This window comes from Nocardioides sp. T5 (assembly GCF_048161455.1).
GTDB lineage: Bacteria > Actinomycetota > Actinomycetes > Propionibacteriales > Nocardioidaceae > Nocardioides.
In genome coordinates this window covers 3,378,020-3,393,836 of record NZ_CP182415.1, presented here as the reverse complement: position 1 = coordinate 3,393,836, position 15,817 = coordinate 3,378,020, and the positions used below count along the sequence as shown (strand labels likewise).

Here is a 15,817-nt window from a genome sequence, read left to right as displayed (position 1 = left end):
GATGACCACGCCCTCTCGGGGACCCTTCGACATCTGGGCGCCGCGCCCGCAGCGCGTACGGCTGAGCGTGGCGGCCCCCGGTGGGCAGAGCGTCGTGGACATGACCCGCGGCGCCGACAATTGGTGGACGCCCGCCGGTCCGGTGCCGACGGACGGTCCGGTCGACTACGGCTACCTCGTCGACGACGACCCCGACCCGCGCCCCGACCCGCGCTCGCGCCGCCAGCCCGACGGCGTGCACGGGCTGTCGCGACGGGACACGACGACGTACGAGTGGGGCGACGCGGCCTGGACCGGACGCCAGCTGGCCGGCTCGGTCATCTACGAGCTGCACGTCGGCACCTTCACGCCCGACGGCACCCTCGACTCGGCCATCGAGCGGCTCGACCACCTCGTCGACCTCGGCGTGGACCTCGTCGAGGTGATGCCGGTCAACGCCTTCAACGGCACCCACAACTGGGGCTACGACGGCGTCGCCTGGTTCGCCGTCCACGAGCAGTACGGCGGCCCCGACGCGTACAAGCGCTTCGTCGACGCCTGCCACGCCGCGGGCCTCGGTGTCGTGCAGGACGTCGTCCACAACCACCTCGGCCCCTCGGGCAACTACCTCCCCGTGTTCGGCCCCTACCTCAAGGCCGGCCGCAACACCTGGGGCGACCTGGTCAACCTCGACGGCGAGGACTCGGACGAGGTGCGGCGCTACATCCTCGACAACGTGCGGATGTGGTTCGAGGACTACCACGTCGACGCGCTGCGCCTCGACGCCGTGCACGCGCTGCACGACACCTCGGAGGTCCACCTCCTCGAGGAGATGGCCATCGAGACCGCCGCGCTGTCGGCGCACCTGCGCCGCCCGCTGACCCTGATCGCCGAGTCCGACCTCAACGACACCCGGCTCGTGCGCCCGCGCGAAGCCGGTGGCTACGGCGTCGACGCCCAGTGGAGCGACGACTTCCACCACGCGGTCCACGTCGCGCTGAGCGGCGAGACCACCGGCTACTACGCCGACTTCGAGCCGCTCGAGGCGCTGGCCAAGGTGTGCGAGCGGGGCTTCTTCCACGACGGGACGTTCTCCTCCTTTCGCGAGCGTGACCACGGCGCGCCGGTCGACACCGAGCACATGCCGACCTGGCGGCTCGTGGTCGCCAACCAGAACCACGACCAGGTCGGCAACCGCGCCCGCGGCGACCGGCTCGCCGAGCACCTCGACGACGACCAGCTCGCGTGCGCCGCACTCCTGACCCTCGCCGGCCCGTTCACGCCGATGCTCTTCATGGGGGAGGAGTGGGCCGCCTCGACGCCCTTCGCGTTCTTCACCTCCCACCCCGAGCCCGAGCTGGGCAAGGCGACCGCCGACGGCCGGATCGCGGAGTTCGAGAGGATGGGCTGGGACCCCGACGAGGTCCTCGACCCCCAGGACGTCGAGACGTTCCGCCGCTCGAAGCTGGACTGGGACGAGCTGGCCACAGGCCGCCACGCGGTCGTGCTCGACTGCTACCGGCGGCTCGGCCGGCTGCGCCGCGAGCTGCCGCAGCTCACGGATCCCGCCTTCGACGCGGTCTCCTGCACCGTCGAGGGCCGTCTGTTCACCATGCGCCGCGGCGACCTCCTCGTGGTGGTCAACGCGGGCGACGAGCCAGTGACGGCCGAGGTGGGGGAGCGGGAGGTCCTCTTCGAGACCCCCTCCGGTTCGGCGCTGGAGGGCGGCACGCTCGCGCTCCCGCCGCACGGTGGCGCGCTGCTGCGCTGATCCACACCCTGGTCGGCGGATCCTCTGGGATTCGCCGACAACTTTTCCCCGCCCACCCACGTCTCCCTCGTGAACGGCCCGTTCCCGGGCCCCACATGACGGGGAACAGAACCATGAACCGCATCACCGCACTCGCCGCCACCCTGGCCCTGACCGCCGGCTCGCTGGCGCTCGCCACGCCGACGCAGGCGGCTCCTGCCAAGGCCCGGACCTACAAGGTCACCGCCAAGGCCAGCACCGAGGTCGCCGTCGCCAAGGAGGACGTCGTCAAGATCCGCGGGCGCGTCAAGCCCAAGGCCGCCGGCGAGAAGGTCGTCCTCCAGCAGCGCGTGGGCAACAAGAAGAAGTGGAAGTCCACGGACAAGGCCAAGGTCAAGCGCAACGGCAGCTACGTGCTCAAGGACAAGCCGACGACTCCCGGCGCGCGTGAGTACCGCGTGCTCAAGCCGGGCAGCCGCGGCATCAAGAAGAGCTACAGCAAGACCATGCCGGTCGAGGTCTACAAGTGGGAGAAGCTGGTCTACCGGCCCAGCGGCCCCCGCGTGAACGTCGAGCCCGCGGGCGTCCTCATCGGCGCGGAGTACTACGGCCAGAGCCTGGCGACCACGCTCGCCGGGACGCCGTCCTCGGTGGAGTACACCCTGGGCCGCAAGTGCACCGACCTGCGTGCGACGTACGCCCTCACCGACAGCGCCGCCACCGGCTCCAGCGGCGCCGTGACGGTCAGCGCCGACGGCGCCGTCCTGGCCACGCACTCGCTCTCGGTCGGCACGGTCGTCGCCGACGAGGTCCTCGACGTCTCCGACGTGTTCCGCCTCAAGGTCGACCTGTCGACCACCGCCACGCCCGCCGCCGTCGCCGCAGTCGCGACGCCGGAGGTGCTCTGCACGCGCTGACGCGCACCCGATCCGCAGCGGCGGGCACGACCGGGGTCACAGGCCCGGGAGTGCTCGCCGCTGCTGCTGTCCGGGACCACTGCTGTCCGGGACCACTGCTGTCCGGACCGCTGCTTTCGACACCTTTCGCGCGCGAGCCGTACTGTTGCTCCTTGTGGCAGGCATCGACTTCGACCAAGAGATCAAGCAGCTCCAGGCGACCATGAAGACCGTCGGCCAGGTGCTCAACCTCGACCGCATGCGCGACGAGATCGCGGACCTGGGCGAGCAGGTCGCTGCCCCCGACCTGTGGGACGACGTCGAGAGCGCCACCCGCATCACGGGTCGCCTCTCCGCCCTCCAGGGCGAGCTGGACCGCTTCACCGGTCTCGAGACCCGCATCGAGGACCTCGGCCTGATGGTCGAGATGGCCCAGGACGAGGGTGACGCCGACACGCTCGCCGAGTCCGAGGCCGAGCTGACGCGCATCAAGAAGTCCGTCGAGTCCCTCGAGATCCGCACCCTCCTGTCGGGGGAGTACGACGAGCGCGAGGCCATCGTGACCATCCGCTCCGGCGCCGGTGGCGTCGACGCCGCCGACTTCGCCGAGATGCTGATGCGGATGTACACGCGCTGGGCCGAGCAGCACAAGTACGGCGTCGAGGTCTACGACGTGTCCTACGCCGAGGAGGCGGGCATCAAGTCCGCCGAGTTCGCCATCCACGCGCCCTACGCCTACGGCACCCTGTCGGTCGAGGCCGGCACGCACCGCCTCGTGCGGATCAGCCCCTTCGACAACCAGGGCCGCCGCCAGACCTCCTTCGCCGCGGTCGAGGTCGTCCCCGTCCTCGAGCAGACCGACGAGATCGAGGTCGACGAGAACGACCTCCGCGTCGACGTCTTCCGCTCCGGCGGTCCCGGCGGCCAGTCGGTCAACACCACCGACTCCGCGGTCCGTCTCACCCACATCCCGACCGGCATCGTCGTGTCCTGCCAGAACGAGAAGTCGCAGCTGCAGAACAAGGCGTCCGCGATGGTCGTCCTCAAGGCCAAGCTGCTCGCCAAGGCCAAGGCCGAGGAGGCCGCGCTCAAGAAGGACCTCAAGGGCGACGTCGCCGCGAGCTGGGGCGACCAGATGCGCAACTACGTCCTCAACCCCTACCAGATCGTCAAGGACCTCCGCACCGGCCACGAGTCGGGCAATCCCAGCGCGGTCTTCGACGGCGACCTCGACGACTTCATGGAGGCCGGCATCCGCTGGCGCCGGGGAGCGGAGAAGGTCGACGCCTGAGGCGTTTCGCGCGGTGCGCCCCGGGGTAGAGGTCAGGCACTGACACGCTGAGCCCGGGGGGACACATGTCGCAGCTGCAGGTGCAGCACGCCGCGATGCAGGACGCGGCCAACGCCGCGCAGACCGCTGCCGCCGACGCCAAGGGGCACGGATCGGCCGATGCGCTGACGTGGGCCGGCGGCGGCGTCCCGGGGGCGTCATCGGTCGACCACCTCCGCGAGCTCGGCCAGGGCTGGGACGACGAGGTCGCCGCGTGGGTCACGGCGGCAAACGACTTCGGCGCCGACCTCGCCGCCGCAGGCGAGGACTACCGCGCCGTCGACGAGGCCACCGGCGGACTCTTCGGCGGACTGCTGGGTGGTGGCTGATGACCGTCACCTACGGCGACGCGAAGCGCTGGCAGTCCGAGCCCCTCGGCACCGCCGGGGACAGCCTCAAGAAGGACCTCGACGCGCTCGAGGGCGCCCGCGACCTCCTCGAGACGCAGGGTGTGCCCGAGTCGTGGACCGGGCTGGCCGTGACCTTCGCGGTCGCCCGCCGCACGCTGCTGGTCAAGCAGCTCGACCGCCACATCGACGGCAAGCGCCGGATGCAGCGCGCCCTCTACGACGCGGAGACCATCGTCGCCGAGGTCGAGCGGCTGGTCACCGAGGTCGAGGGCGAGGCCCGCGCGAAGGACTTCTCCATCAGCGCCGACGGCACCGTGAGCGACGTCAGCGACCCGCCCACCTTCCAGAACCGCTACGAGGCCGAGGAGTGGTCACGCATCCGCCAGCAGACCGCCCAGGGGCTGGCCGACGACGTCTCCACCATCCTCGGCCGGGCGGCCGCCGCCGACGCGACCATCGCCGGCGGCGTACCCCCGGGCCACGTGGACTCCGTCGACGACTACGGCGTCGCCGACCCCGAGGTCGCCGAGCGGTGGGCCACGATGACCGACGCCGAGCGACGTGCGGCCGTCGAGGAGATGATCGAGGAGCAGGCGGCCGAGGCCGGCATCCCGACGCCGACCATCACGTGGGAGCCCGAGACGTGGGACCTCTGGGGCCAGGCACGCGGCGGCGGTTCGGAGATCGCGCTCAACGAGGGCATCCTCGACGACCCCTTCATCCTCAACACGGTCGCCCACGAGATGCGGCACGCCCGCCAGTTCGAGGCCATCGACGACCAGGACGCCTGGCGCTGGCCCTGGCAGGACGACCCGTTCGACATGCACGAGGAGGACGGGATCACCGAGGAGCAGGCCGAGGAGTGGGACGAGAACTTCGACGACTACAAGTCCACCTCCAACGGCGACACCTACGAGGAGTACTTCGAGCAACCGGTCGAGGTCGACGCACGTCGGATCGGCAAGGAGGAGCTCGAGGACATGACCGAGGAAGAGCTCGAGCGGCTCCTCGAGGAAGGACAGCGATGACATCCACGACCTACGCCGACCTGGTCGGCGCCCACCTGGCCGACCCGACCCCGGAGACGCTCGAGCCGCTCCGCGACGCCGTACGCGCCGCTCCCGGCTTCGACCCCGAGCTGCGGGTGCGCGAGCAGGCCGACGCGCTGCTGCGCGACGGCCGCTACGACGACGCAGTGATCGCCCTCGAGGCGAGCATGCCCGGGTCGCTGCTCAGCCCGGCCGCCCACGCGATGCTGGCCACCGCCCTGAAGCGCAGCGGCCGCCCCGACGGCGCCGGCCGGCACGCCCGGCTGGCCCGGGCCCGCCCTCGACGGCATCCTCGCCACCGGCGACGGCACCGCCGAGCGCCCGTGGTCGGTCCTGCGCATCAGCGACGAGTACGACGTCGTGGACAGCCTCGGCACGCGGCCGGTGGGCCAGGGCCTGCTGGCCGACGGGTCGCGACGGATCGACCGCATCGAGTGCCAGGACGGGCGCACGCTCCACTTCGACGTCACCCGGGTCCCCGGTGCCGCGGTCCGTGCCTGACCAACGCGTCGTCGCGGCGACGGCGGTGCTGCTCGCGCTGACGGTCGCGGGCTGCTCGGACGACCGGTCGGACGCGCCGAGCACCGGCGGCGCCGGGACCGGAGCCGGCGGGACGGGCACCACCGGCGGGAGCGCAGCCTTCGAGCTCGTCGCCACCGACGACCTGTCGGTGAGCCCCGACGGCGGCGAGGTGCTGGCCGACTGCTGGAACGGCATCTGTCGCTGGGACGCGACCGACGGGACCCTCGAGCTCGTCCCCGACCGGGGCTCGGTCGCGGTCGCGCCAGACTGGTCGACCGTGGCCACCGTCGACGACGGCACCGTGGTGCTGGAGGACCTTGACTCGGGCGAGACGGTCGCCGAGCTCACCGGGCTCGCGGACGACGACGTGGCCGACGGCTCACCCGTGACCGCCGTGGCCTACAGCCCCGACGGCGGGCTGGTCGCGGCCGCCGGGACCGACGACGACGGCGAGGGGCGGCTGGAGGTCTGGTCGGTCGACGGCGCGGAGGAGGCGTCGTTCGACACCCTCGGCGAGGTCCACCGGATCTCGATCTCACCCGAGGGCAACCGCATCGCCACCGCGGGCAACGGCCCGGTCGAGGTGCACGACCTCGTGAAGGGCGAGTCGCAGGAGCTGCCGTCCGGGCAGGGCGGCACGGTGGCCTGGAGCGCCGACGGCGCCCGGCTCCTCGGCGTCGGCGCGGACGGCCAGCCCGCCGTGTGGGACGCCGAGACCTGGACCCTCGTGGCCGAGCTGCGGGGCACCCGCCTCCACGAGGCGGCGTACGCCCCTGACGGCGGCACCGTCGCCCTCACGTCGCTCGACGGCACGGCCGTCACCCTCTGGACGCCGGCGAAGGCCGCGGCGGAGCCGCGCGAGCTCGCCGGCCACACCGACGACCCCGGCGCGGTCGCCTGGTCACCCGACGGCTCGGTCCTCTACTCGGTGTCCGCCGACGACGGCGTCCTCGCGTGGGACACCGCCACCGGCGAGCGCGCGTCGACGGACTTCGAGCTGCCCGAGGGTCGCTGAACGGGTCCAGCGTCGGGTCATAGGCTCGGCGCATGGGACTCTTCAGCAGGCCTGAGGTCATCGGACCCGGCGGCAGCAACGACGCTGACCGCGCCCGGATCGCCGAGCTCGAGCGACGGCTCGCCCGGCTGGAGGCGCAGGTGGCCCAGCTCGTCTCCGGACGTGCGGCGCCCGCCACCACGGCAGCCGAGCCCTGGATGGCCGAGGTGCAGGCTCTGCGCAGCGCCGGTAGGACGATCCATGCGATCAAGGTCTACCGCGAGCACACCGGCGTCGGTCTCAAGCAGGCCAAGGATGCCGTGGAGGGCTTGCCGGGCTGACGGGCGCCAGCCCGGAGCTGGCCCGCTGCGGGGGTTTCGGCGTACCGTCCACCCCTCACGTAGCCTCGACGCCGTGATTCGCTTCGAGAAGGTCACCAAGACCTATCCCGGCCACCCCCACCCCGCACTCGACAACATCTCCGTCGACATCGAGAAGGGGGAGTTCGTCTTCCTCGTGGGCTCGTCGGGATCGGGGAAGTCGACCTTCCTGCGCCTGGTGCTCCGGGAGTACCGCCCCACCACCGGTCGCGTCTACGTCGCCGGCAAGGAGATCAACCGGCTGGCCGGCTGGAAGGTGCCGCGACTGCGCCGCGACATCGGCACCGTCTTCCAGGACTTCCGCCTGCTGCCCAACAAGACCGTCACCGAGAACGTCGCCTTCGCGCTCCAGGTGATCGGCAAGTCCCGCAAGGAGATCAAGGACGTCGTCCCCGAGACGCTCGAGCTGGTCGGCCTGAGCGGCAAGGGCGACCGGATGCCCGACGAGCTCTCCGGCGGCGAGCAGCAGCGCGTCGCCGTGGCCCGGGCGTTCGTCAACCGCCCGATGATCCTCATCGCCGACGAGCCGACCGGAAACCTCGACCCCACGACCTCGGTCGGCATCATGAAGCTCCTCGACCGGATCAACCGCACCGGCACGACCGTGGTGATGGCCACCCACGACGCCGGGATCGTCGACCAGATGCGCAAGCGCGTCATCGAGCTCGAGAACGGGCACGTCGTGCGTGACCAGGCGCAGGGCGTCTACGGCCACCAGAACTGACACCGGGCCCCCACCGGGCCGGTCCCGCCACACCCGATCCGCCACCCCGAACGAATCGAGATCCCGACTCCATGCAGCTGCGCTACGTCTACTCCGAGCTCGGCCAGGGCCTGCGACGCAACCTGACGATGCACCTCGCGGTGATCCTCACCCTCGTCGTGTCGCTGACGCTGGTCGGCATCGGCCTGCTCTTCCAGCAGCAGGCGACACGGGCGGCCGAGCACTTCGGCAACCAGCTCCAGATCACCGTGTACCTCTGCCGGCTCAACGACTCCAACCCGGTCTGCCCGAACCCGGTGACCGAGGCGCAGAAGGCGGAGATCGAGGCCGTGGTCGATGCCAACCCGGAGGTCGCGAGCTATCGCTTCGAGTCCGGCGAGGTGGCCCTGGAGAAGGCCAAGGAGCTCTACGGCGAGGAGCTCTTCTCCGGCGACAACCCCGCGCTGACCGCCGAGGACATGCCGCAGACCGTCTGGATCACGCTCGAGGACCCCGAGGAGTACGAGGGCATCAGCAGCGCGGTGCAGGGCCTCGACGGGGTGTCCCGGGTGCGTGACCTCCGTGAGCAGGTCGGTCCGATCCTGACCACGATCACCAAGATGCGCACGTACGCCCTCGGCACCGCCGGCCTGCTGGTGCTGGCCGCCCTGCTGCTGGTCGCCAACACGATCCGCCTCGCGGCCTTCGCGCGCCGCAAGGAGATCGGCATCATGCGGCTCGTGGGTGCCTCCACGCTCTACATCGCGCTGCCGTTCCTCCTGGAGGCGCTCGTCACCGCGCTCATCAGCGTCGCCCTCGCGGTCGGGGCGCTCGCGGCGTTCCTGCGCTTCGCGATCGGTGATCTGGCGAACAACCTGAGGTTCGTCCCGTGGATCAGCTGGGACGAGTTCTGGCTCGCGGCCGGAGCGATCGCGATCCTCGGGCCGGTGCTCACGTTGATCCCGACACTCGTGTTGACGCGCAAATACCTCAAAGTCTGAGCAGCGGGGGTTAGCGTCTAGGCGTCTCGCTCGGCGTCACGTCGGGAGGGGCACCTTCCCCGCTTCCCCGACGCAAAGGCTTCCCCCGGTGCGTACCTTCCCCCGTGCCGCTCATCGACGCATGGCCGCAGCTCTCGTCGCGGTCATGGCGATGGGTGTGTCCGCCGCTCATGCCGACGACCTCAAGGACAAGAAGAACCAGGTCGAGCGCGAGCTCAAGGGCGCTCACCAGGACCTCGACGAGTCCAGCGCGCAGCTGCGCAAGGCCGCGGCGCGCCTCGCCGCCGCGCAGGAGCAGCTCGGCGTCGCCAAGACCCGGCTCGCCACGGCTCGCGGCAAGGTCGAGGTCGCCCGCGAGCGCGACGCCCAGATGCAGGCCGAGCTGGTGAGCGCCGAGGCCGAGCTCGCCGCCGCCGAGGCGGCCCTCGCGCACGGCCAGGTCGACCGTGACGCCCAGCGCGAGAAGGTCGCCGGCACCGTCGCCGACATGTACGCCGAGGGCGACCCCGAGCTGATCGCCTTCTCCTCCCTGCTCGACGCCGAGTCGACCGAGGAGCTCACCCGCCGCGACGGCGTACGTGACGTCGTCATCGGCCAGGAGGCCCGCGAGTACGACGAGCTCAAGGCCTCCGAGGTGCTCCTCGAGGTGCGCCAGGACCAGGTCGCCGAGGCGCGCGACGTCGTGGCCGCCAAGCGTGAGGCTGCCGCCGAGCACCTCGAGCTGATGCAGGCCCTCGAGTCCGAGGAGCAGGCGGCCAAGGACTCGGTCGTCTCGCTCGTGGTCGAGCGCCGCGACGCCCGGGCGGGCGCGAGCGCGGCCCGCGCCAAGGACCTCGGCAAGCTGCGCAAGCTCGAGAAGGAGCAGCAGCAGATCGAGGAGATGCTGCGCAAGCGCGCCCTCGCCGCCCTCCGCCGCCAGCGCGCGCAGGCCAGGGCGCAGGCCCGCTCGCAGGCCTCGACCCCGAGCCCCGGCCTGCTCGCCTACCCCGTCGAGGGCTACGTCACCTCGCCGTTCGGCTTCCGCTCCCACCCGATCTACCACTACTGGGGCCTGCACGACGGCGTCGACTTCGGCGGCGGCTGCGGCACCCCGCTGCGCGCAGCGGCGCCCGGCAAGGTCGTCTCGTCCTACTTCAGCGGTGTCTACGGCAACCGGCTGGTGATCGACCACGGCGTGCTCGGCGGCAAGGGCATCGCCACGATCTACAACCATGCCAGTGGCTACAACGTCGGCGTCGGCGACCAGGTCCAGGAGGGGCAGGTCATCGGCTTCGAGGGCAGCACCGGCTGGTCGACCGGGTGCCACCTGCACTTCACGGTGATGGCCAACGGCCAGGCCGTGGACCCGATGAACTGGCTGTAAGGCGTTGGACACCGCCTGAGAGAATGGCTCCATGGCGAAGGAGCAGGGCCAGAAGATGGTCGCGCAGAACAAGAAGGCGCGCCACGACTACCACATCGAGGACACGTGGGAGGCCGGCCTCGTCCTGATGGGGACCGAGGTGAAGTCGCTGCGCCAGGGTCGCGCGTCGCTGGTCGACGGGTTCGCCGAGATCGACAACGGCGAGGCGTGGCTGCTCGGGGTGCACATCCCGGAGTACAGCCAGGGCACGTGGACCAACCACTCGGCCCGCCGACGCCGCAAGCTGCTGCTCAACCGCACCGAGATCGACAAGATCGAGCGCAAGCTCACCGACAAGGGCTACACGGTCGTGCCGCTGTCGCTCTACTTCAAGGACGGTCGCGCGAAGGTCGAGATCGCCCTCGCCAAGGGCAAGAAGTCCTACGACAAGCGCCACACCCTCGTCGAGCGCACGGCCAACCGCGAGAAGGTCGAGGCGGTCCAGCGGCGGCTCAAGGGCCACCGGGATTGAGGCGGGGACTGAGGCCGGGGCTGAGCGCGGGGTGACCCCCGTCGAGTTCGCCCGTGCCCTCGGCCTGCCGGGCCTGATCGACCTGCACACGCACTTCCTGCCGCCGCGGGTGATGGCCAAGGTGCGCGCTCAGTTCGACGCCGCCGGCCCGCTCATCGGTCGGCCGTGGCCGCTCCACTACCGCGACGAGGACGACGCGCTCGTGGACGTGCTCCGCTCCTTCGGCGTACACCGCTTCACCGCGCTCCCGTACGCGCACAGACCCGGGATGGCCGAGTTCCTCAACGACTGGGCGGCCGGGTTCGCGGAGCGCGTGCCCGAGGCGGCGGTGTGCGGCACCTTCTTCCCCGAGCCCGGTGTGGCGGCGTACGTCGCCTCCCGCACGGCCGACTCGCCCCACCGGGTCGAGGTCTGGAAGGTGCACGTGCAGGTCGGCGCGTTCGACGTCACCGACCCGCTGCTCGACGAGGCGTGGGGGATTGTCGCGGACGCCGGGACGCCCGTGGTCCTCCACGCCGGGAGCGGGCCCGTCGCCACCGAGCACACCGGCCCCGGGCCCGTGGCCGACCTGCTGGCCCGGCACCCACGGCTGCGCCTGGTGATCGCGCACGCCGGCGCCCCGGAGTACGCCGACTTCCTCGCGCTCGCCGAGTCCCGCGAGCGGGTCGCGCTCGACACCACCATGGCCTTCACGCCGTTCTTCGAGGAGATGGGCGGCGCCTACCCCGCCGACCTGCTGCCCCGGCTGCGTGACCTCGGGATGGCGGGGCGGGTGCACCTCGGGAGCGACTTCCCGAACATCCCCTACCCCTACGTCGTCCAGCTCGAGGCGCTCGAGCGGCTCGGGCTGGGGGAGGACTGGCTGCGCGCGGTGTGCTGGGACAACTCCGCCGCCCTCCTCGGCTGAGATCCCGGCCTTCCGCCCCGAGCGGTGGGCGAGGCACGTTCTGGCGCTCGGAAAGCTGCGCCACGCACCGCTCGTGCGTACGACTGGGGTGGCGCGGTGGGTGAGGCACGTTCTGGCGCTCGGAAAGCTGCGCCACGCACCCCGAGTCGAGTGGCGAGCGGACTCACGTCGGGCGCGGTGACAGGATGAGCGCGGTGTACGACGATGAGCCGATGCCCGACCGCAAGCCGGACCTGGTGGTGAGGGGCGGCTCGCGTGACGTCGCGATCGCGGGCGGCCTGGTCGCCACCACTGCGCCCGGCGGCGCGACCGTGCTCGACGCCAGCGGCCTCACAGTGCTCCCCGGCGTCATCGACCTCCAGGTCAACGGCGTCGCCGGCATCGACCTGACGGCCGAGCCGGCCCGGCTCTGGGAGGCCGGCGCCGCGCTGGCGTCGTACGGCGTCACGGCGTGGCTGCCCACGGTGATCACCTCCGACCCGGACGCCCGCGACCTTGCGCTCGAGACGTACGCCACCGGTCCGCCCGCAGGCTGGCAGGGCTCGGTGCCGCTGGGGCTGCACTTCGAGGGGCCGTTCATCGCGCCCGCCCGCAAGGGCGCGCACCCCGAGCAGTGGCTGCGACTGCCCTCGCCGGAGCTCGTCGAGGGCTGGTCGCGGGACGCCGGCGTGCTGATGGCGACCGTTGCTCCCGAGCTGCCGGGCGCGATCGAGCTCGTCCGCGAGCTGGTCGGGCGCGGGGTGCGCGTGGCCATCGGGCACACGGACGCCACCGCGGACGACGTGGTGGCCGCGGTCGACGCAGGCGCCACGAGCCTCACCCACCTCGGCAACGCGATGCCCCCGATGCTCGCCCGCGAGCCCGGACCGGTCGGTGTCGCCCTGGGCGGTACGCGACCGGACGTCACCCGGCTCGTGGCCGGCGTGATCGTGGACGGTCACCACCTGCACCCCGACGTGGTCACGGCGATGTGGAGCGCGCTGGGCCCGTCGCGGTTCCTGACCGTCTCCGACACGACCGCCGGCCTCGGGCTGCCCGAGGGGCGGGCGCGCCTCGGTGACCACGAGGTGGTGGTCTCCGCGGGCACCGTCCGGCTGGTCGACGGCACGCTGGCCGGCTCGGCGGCCGGTGTCCTGGACTGCCTGCGCCTGCTGCACGCCACGACCGGGTGCTCCCTCGAGGAGGCGGTCGCCACGGTGACCACCACGCCTGCCGGCCTCGTCGGCGACCCCACCCGCGGCCGTCTCGAGCCCGGACTGCGCGGCGACCTGACCCTCGTCGACGCCGACCTGCAGCCGGTCGTCACCGTCGTCGGCGGTCAGGTCGTCCACGACCTCAGGGGGTGTGAGGAGGTCTGCTGACGGCGTCCTGCTGCTGACGATTCGTGGCCGCTCGTTACGTTGGTGCCGTGGAAGCCGGTACCTGGATCGACGTCCTGCTCGTCCTCGCGTTCATCCTCGTGGGCGGTGTGTTCGCTGCGACCGAGATCGCCCTGGTGTCGCTGCGCTCCGGCCAGGTGGAGCGGCTCGATACCCAGGGAGGGCGCGGGCACGCGGTCGCCTCGCTCGCCCGTGACCCCAACCGCTTCCTCTCCGCGGTGCAGATCGGCGTTACGGTGGCGGGATTCTTCTCCGCAGCCTTCGGCGCCTCGACGCTCGCACCTTCCTTCGCTCCCGTCTTCGAGGGTCTCGGCCTGCCCGCCCCGGACACGGTCTCGCTGGTGGTCACCACGCTGGTCGTGTCCTACCTCTCGCTGGTCCTCGGCGAGCTCGTCCCCAAGCGGCTCGCCCTGCAGCGCTCGGTCGGGGTGGCCAAGCTCTTCGCGCCCCCGCTCGGCAAGTTCGCCACCGTGATGACGCCGGTGATCTGGCTGCTGTCGCTGTCGACCAACCTGCTCGTCCGCCTGCTCGGCGGCAACCCCGACGCCTCCGGCGACGAGGTCGACGAGGAGGAGCTGCGGATGATGATCTCGGGCCACGAGGACATCCCGGAGGGCGAGCGACGGCTCGTCGACGACGTCTTCGAGGCCGGCGACCGCTCACTGAGCGAGGTGATGAAGCCGCGCGGCGACGTCGTCTTCCTGGCCGGCGACCTCAGCCTCGCGGAGGCGGTGGCCGTGATCGTCGACCAGCCCTACACCCGCTACCCGGTGACGGGGGAGTCCTTCGACGAGGTGCTCGGCTACCTGCACCTGCGTGACGTCCTCGGTCGCGCCGACGACCGCTCGACGACCGTCGCCGACATCGCCCGGGAGCTGCCGGTGCTGCCCCGCACCAACCGCGTCCTGCCCTCCATCGACCAGCTGCGCAGCCTCGGCGCGCACATCGCGCTGGTGGTCGACGAGTACGGCGGCACCGACGGCATCGTCACCCTCGAGGACCTCATGGAGGAGCTCGTCGGCGAGATCCACGACGAGTACGACACCGACGCCGAGGTCGCTGCGGCCGCCGACCCGACGACCGTCGACGCCGGGGTGACGATCGAGGAGTTCGCCGAGCGCACCGGCGTCGGCCTCGAGGACGGCCCCTACGAGACCGTCGCCGGCTACGTCCTCCATCGCCTCGCCCGGATGGCCGACCTCGGCGACTCCGTCGTGGTCGAGGGCCGCCGGCTCGAGGTCGTCGAGGTCGACGGCCACCGCATCATGCGCGTACGCCTCCACGCCGCGCCCGTGCCGGCGACGGAGGAGCCGGACGGGGAGTCCGACGGGGCGGGGGACGGTCAGGCCGGCAGGGCCCCGGACCGTGAGGACGCGGACGCCCTCAAGGAATAGCGTTCGCCGGTTGTCGGTTGGGACCAGTAGGCTGGAGCCGTGGGCTCGGGCCTGCTTGACAACACAAGAGGGGCTGATCGGTTTCGACTTGGGACGTTAGTTCCAGGGGAAGCGGGTCGAGAAGCCAGCGTCATCTCGTAAACGACCGCTGGAAATCCATAGTTGCCAACACCAATCGCAACGACTTCGCTCTCGCTGCCTGAGCAGTGATCGAAGGGTCTGACCGGGCACCCGTCTCCGTCCCGGACCCAGGCCTCATCTAGGAGACTTGCTGGTCACTCTCTGTCAGGAGGGGTGACCGGGACTTGATCCTGACTGGGCCTGTCGGCGACCTGTCTGTGGGAGCGCCGAGGCCGAGAAAAGCGACATCACTGACTGCACCCGGAGAAGACCTGGATCGACGCTCGAGGACCGGGGTTCGATTCCCCGCAGCTCCACTCACGCGCAGCCCTCTTGACGAGAGCCGTCCCGACACCCGTCGGGGCGGCTCTCGTGCGTGCGCACCGAGCCGACCACCCCGTGGGTAGCGTCGTCGGAGGCGCCGCACGGCGTCCGAGCCCCCGACCTCGAGGAGTACGCACGTGCCGAAGATCTTGGTAGTCCTGACCGGTTCCGACCACTGGACCCTCAACGACGGGACCACGCACCCGACCGGCTTCTGGGCCGAGGAGCTGCTGTCTCCCCTGCAGGTGTTCTCCGACGCCGGGATCGACGTCGACCTCGCCAGCCCGGAGGGCAGGACGCCCGTCGTGGACGAGGGCAGCCTGGCTCCGGACACCATCGGCGAGGAGGAGTCGGCGAAGCAGCGCAAGGCCCTCGAGGCCCTCGCCGGCCGGCTCGGGTCGACGCTCGTCCTCGCCGATGTCGACCTCGACTCCTACGACGCCGTCTTCGTGCCCGGTGGCCATGGCCCGATGGAGGACCTTGCCGTCAGCGACGACCTCGGCCGCATCCTGGCGACCATGCTCGACGGCGGCAAGGTCGTCTCCTCCGTGTGCCACGGCCCGGCCGGACTCCTCCCCGCCAAGCGCGCCGACGGCTCCTGGCTGTTCGCCGGGCGCAACCTGACCGCCTTCACCGACGAGGAGGAGGAGCAGGCCGGTCTGGCCGACAAGGCGCCCTGGCTGCTGGAGTCGCGTCTGCGCGAGGCCGGCGCGACCTTCTCCTCGGGAAGCTCGTGGGAGCCCTTCGTCGTCGTCGACGACAAGCTGGTGACCGGCCAGAACCCCGCCTCCAGCACCGAGGCCGCGCAGAAGGTCGTCGGACTGCTCTCGTCCTGACACCGCCGGGCCGCCTCACTCATCCCGAA

The 15,817-nt window shown here is 71.5% G+C and carries 16 protein-coding genes and 1 other RNA gene; all 17 read left to right on the top strand.

Annotation, left to right across the window (positions count from 1 at the left end):
- Position 1: 1 nt before the first annotated feature.
- The 17 genes from treZ to ACNKF0_RS16505 all read left to right on the top strand — a co-directional run bounded on the left by treZ (position 2) and on the right by ACNKF0_RS16505 (position 15,788).
- The gene (gene treZ, locus ACNKF0_RS16585; RefSeq protein ID WP_416953882.1) at positions 2–1,750 is read left to right on the top strand and encodes a malto-oligosyltrehalose trehalohydrolase; all 1,749 of its coding nucleotides are present in this window, start codon (positions 2–4) and stop codon (positions 1,748–1,750) included.
- A 113-nt stretch (positions 1,751–1,863) separates the two neighbouring features.
- On the top strand, positions 1,864–2,646 hold the full coding sequence (locus ACNKF0_RS16580; protein WP_416953880.1) for a hypothetical protein: 783 nt from the start codon (positions 1,864–1,866) through the stop codon (positions 2,644–2,646).
- 154 nt (positions 2,647–2,800) lie between these two features.
- Positions 2,801–3,916 carry a peptide chain release factor 2 gene (gene prfB / locus ACNKF0_RS16575; RefSeq protein WP_416953878.1) on the top strand — a complete coding sequence of 372 codons (1,116 nt, stop codon included), beginning with the start codon at positions 2,801–2,803 and terminating at the stop codon, positions 3,914–3,916.
- 65 nt (positions 3,917–3,981) lie between these two features.
- Positions 3,982–4,284 carry a hypothetical protein gene (locus ACNKF0_RS16570; RefSeq protein ID WP_416953876.1) on the top strand — a complete coding sequence of 101 codons (303 nt, stop codon included), beginning with the start codon at positions 3,982–3,984 and terminating at the stop codon, positions 4,282–4,284.
- Entirely contained in the window at positions 4,284–5,333 is a 1,050-nt protein-coding gene (locus ACNKF0_RS16565) for a hypothetical protein (RefSeq protein ID WP_416953874.1), read from the top strand. Before ACNKF0_RS16570 ends, ACNKF0_RS16565 begins: the two co-directional genes overlap by 1 nt.
- The gene (locus ACNKF0_RS16560) at positions 5,330–5,896 is read left to right on the top strand and encodes a tetratricopeptide repeat protein (protein ID WP_416953872.1); all 567 of its coding nucleotides are present in this window, start codon (positions 5,330–5,332) and stop codon (positions 5,894–5,896) included. Before ACNKF0_RS16565 ends, ACNKF0_RS16560 begins: the two co-directional genes overlap by 4 nt.
- Complete coding sequence (locus ACNKF0_RS16555; protein WP_416953870.1) at positions 5,848–6,891, top strand: WD40 repeat domain-containing protein; 1,044 nt, start codon at positions 5,848–5,850, stop codon at positions 6,889–6,891. The genes ACNKF0_RS16560 and ACNKF0_RS16555 overlap by 49 nt, the downstream gene beginning before the upstream one ends.
- Positions 6,892–6,923: 32 nt before the next feature.
- A complete protein-coding gene (locus tag ACNKF0_RS16550; RefSeq protein WP_416953868.1) occupies positions 6,924–7,211 on the top strand; it encodes a ribosomal protein L7/L12 in 288 nt (95 codons plus the stop codon).
- Positions 7,212–7,284: 73 nt separating this feature from the next.
- Positions 7,285–7,974: a cell division ATP-binding protein FtsE gene (gene ftsE / locus ACNKF0_RS16545; protein ID WP_416953866.1), complete on the top strand. Its 690-nt coding sequence runs from the start codon at positions 7,285–7,287 to the stop codon at positions 7,972–7,974.
- Positions 7,975–8,045: 71 nt separating this feature from the next.
- Entirely contained in the window at positions 8,046–8,954 is a 909-nt protein-coding gene (gene ftsX, locus ACNKF0_RS16540; protein WP_416953864.1) for a permease-like cell division protein FtsX, read from the top strand.
- Between the two features lie 121 nt (positions 8,955–9,075).
- Positions 9,076–10,317, top strand: coding sequence for a peptidoglycan DD-metalloendopeptidase family protein (locus ACNKF0_RS16535; protein ID WP_416953862.1), 1,242 nt, complete (start codon positions 9,076–9,078; stop codon positions 10,315–10,317).
- A gap of 31 nt (positions 10,318–10,348) precedes the next feature.
- On the top strand, positions 10,349–10,828 hold the full coding sequence (smpB, locus tag ACNKF0_RS16530; protein WP_416953860.1) for an SsrA-binding protein SmpB: 480 nt from the start codon (positions 10,349–10,351) through the stop codon (positions 10,826–10,828).
- Between the two features lie 31 nt (positions 10,829–10,859).
- Positions 10,860–11,735, top strand: a complete 876-nt coding sequence (locus ACNKF0_RS16525; protein ID WP_416953858.1) for an amidohydrolase family protein — start codon at positions 10,860–10,862, stop codon at positions 11,733–11,735.
- A 194-nt stretch (positions 11,736–11,929) separates the two neighbouring features.
- On the top strand, positions 11,930–13,096 hold the full coding sequence (locus ACNKF0_RS16520; RefSeq protein ID WP_416953856.1) for an N-acetylglucosamine-6-phosphate deacetylase: 1,167 nt from the start codon (positions 11,930–11,932) through the stop codon (positions 13,094–13,096).
- A 47-nt stretch (positions 13,097–13,143) separates the two neighbouring features.
- Positions 13,144–14,508, top strand: coding sequence for a hemolysin family protein (locus ACNKF0_RS16515; protein WP_416953854.1), 1,365 nt, complete (start codon positions 13,144–13,146; stop codon positions 14,506–14,508).
- A gap of 69 nt (positions 14,509–14,577) precedes the next feature.
- Positions 14,578–14,948: a transfer-messenger RNA gene (gene ssrA / locus ACNKF0_RS16510) on the top strand.
- A 141-nt stretch (positions 14,949–15,089) separates the two neighbouring features.
- Complete coding sequence (locus tag ACNKF0_RS16505; RefSeq protein WP_416953852.1) at positions 15,090–15,788, top strand: type 1 glutamine amidotransferase domain-containing protein; 699 nt, start codon at positions 15,090–15,092, stop codon at positions 15,786–15,788.
- Positions 15,789–15,817 lie beyond the last annotated feature (29 nt).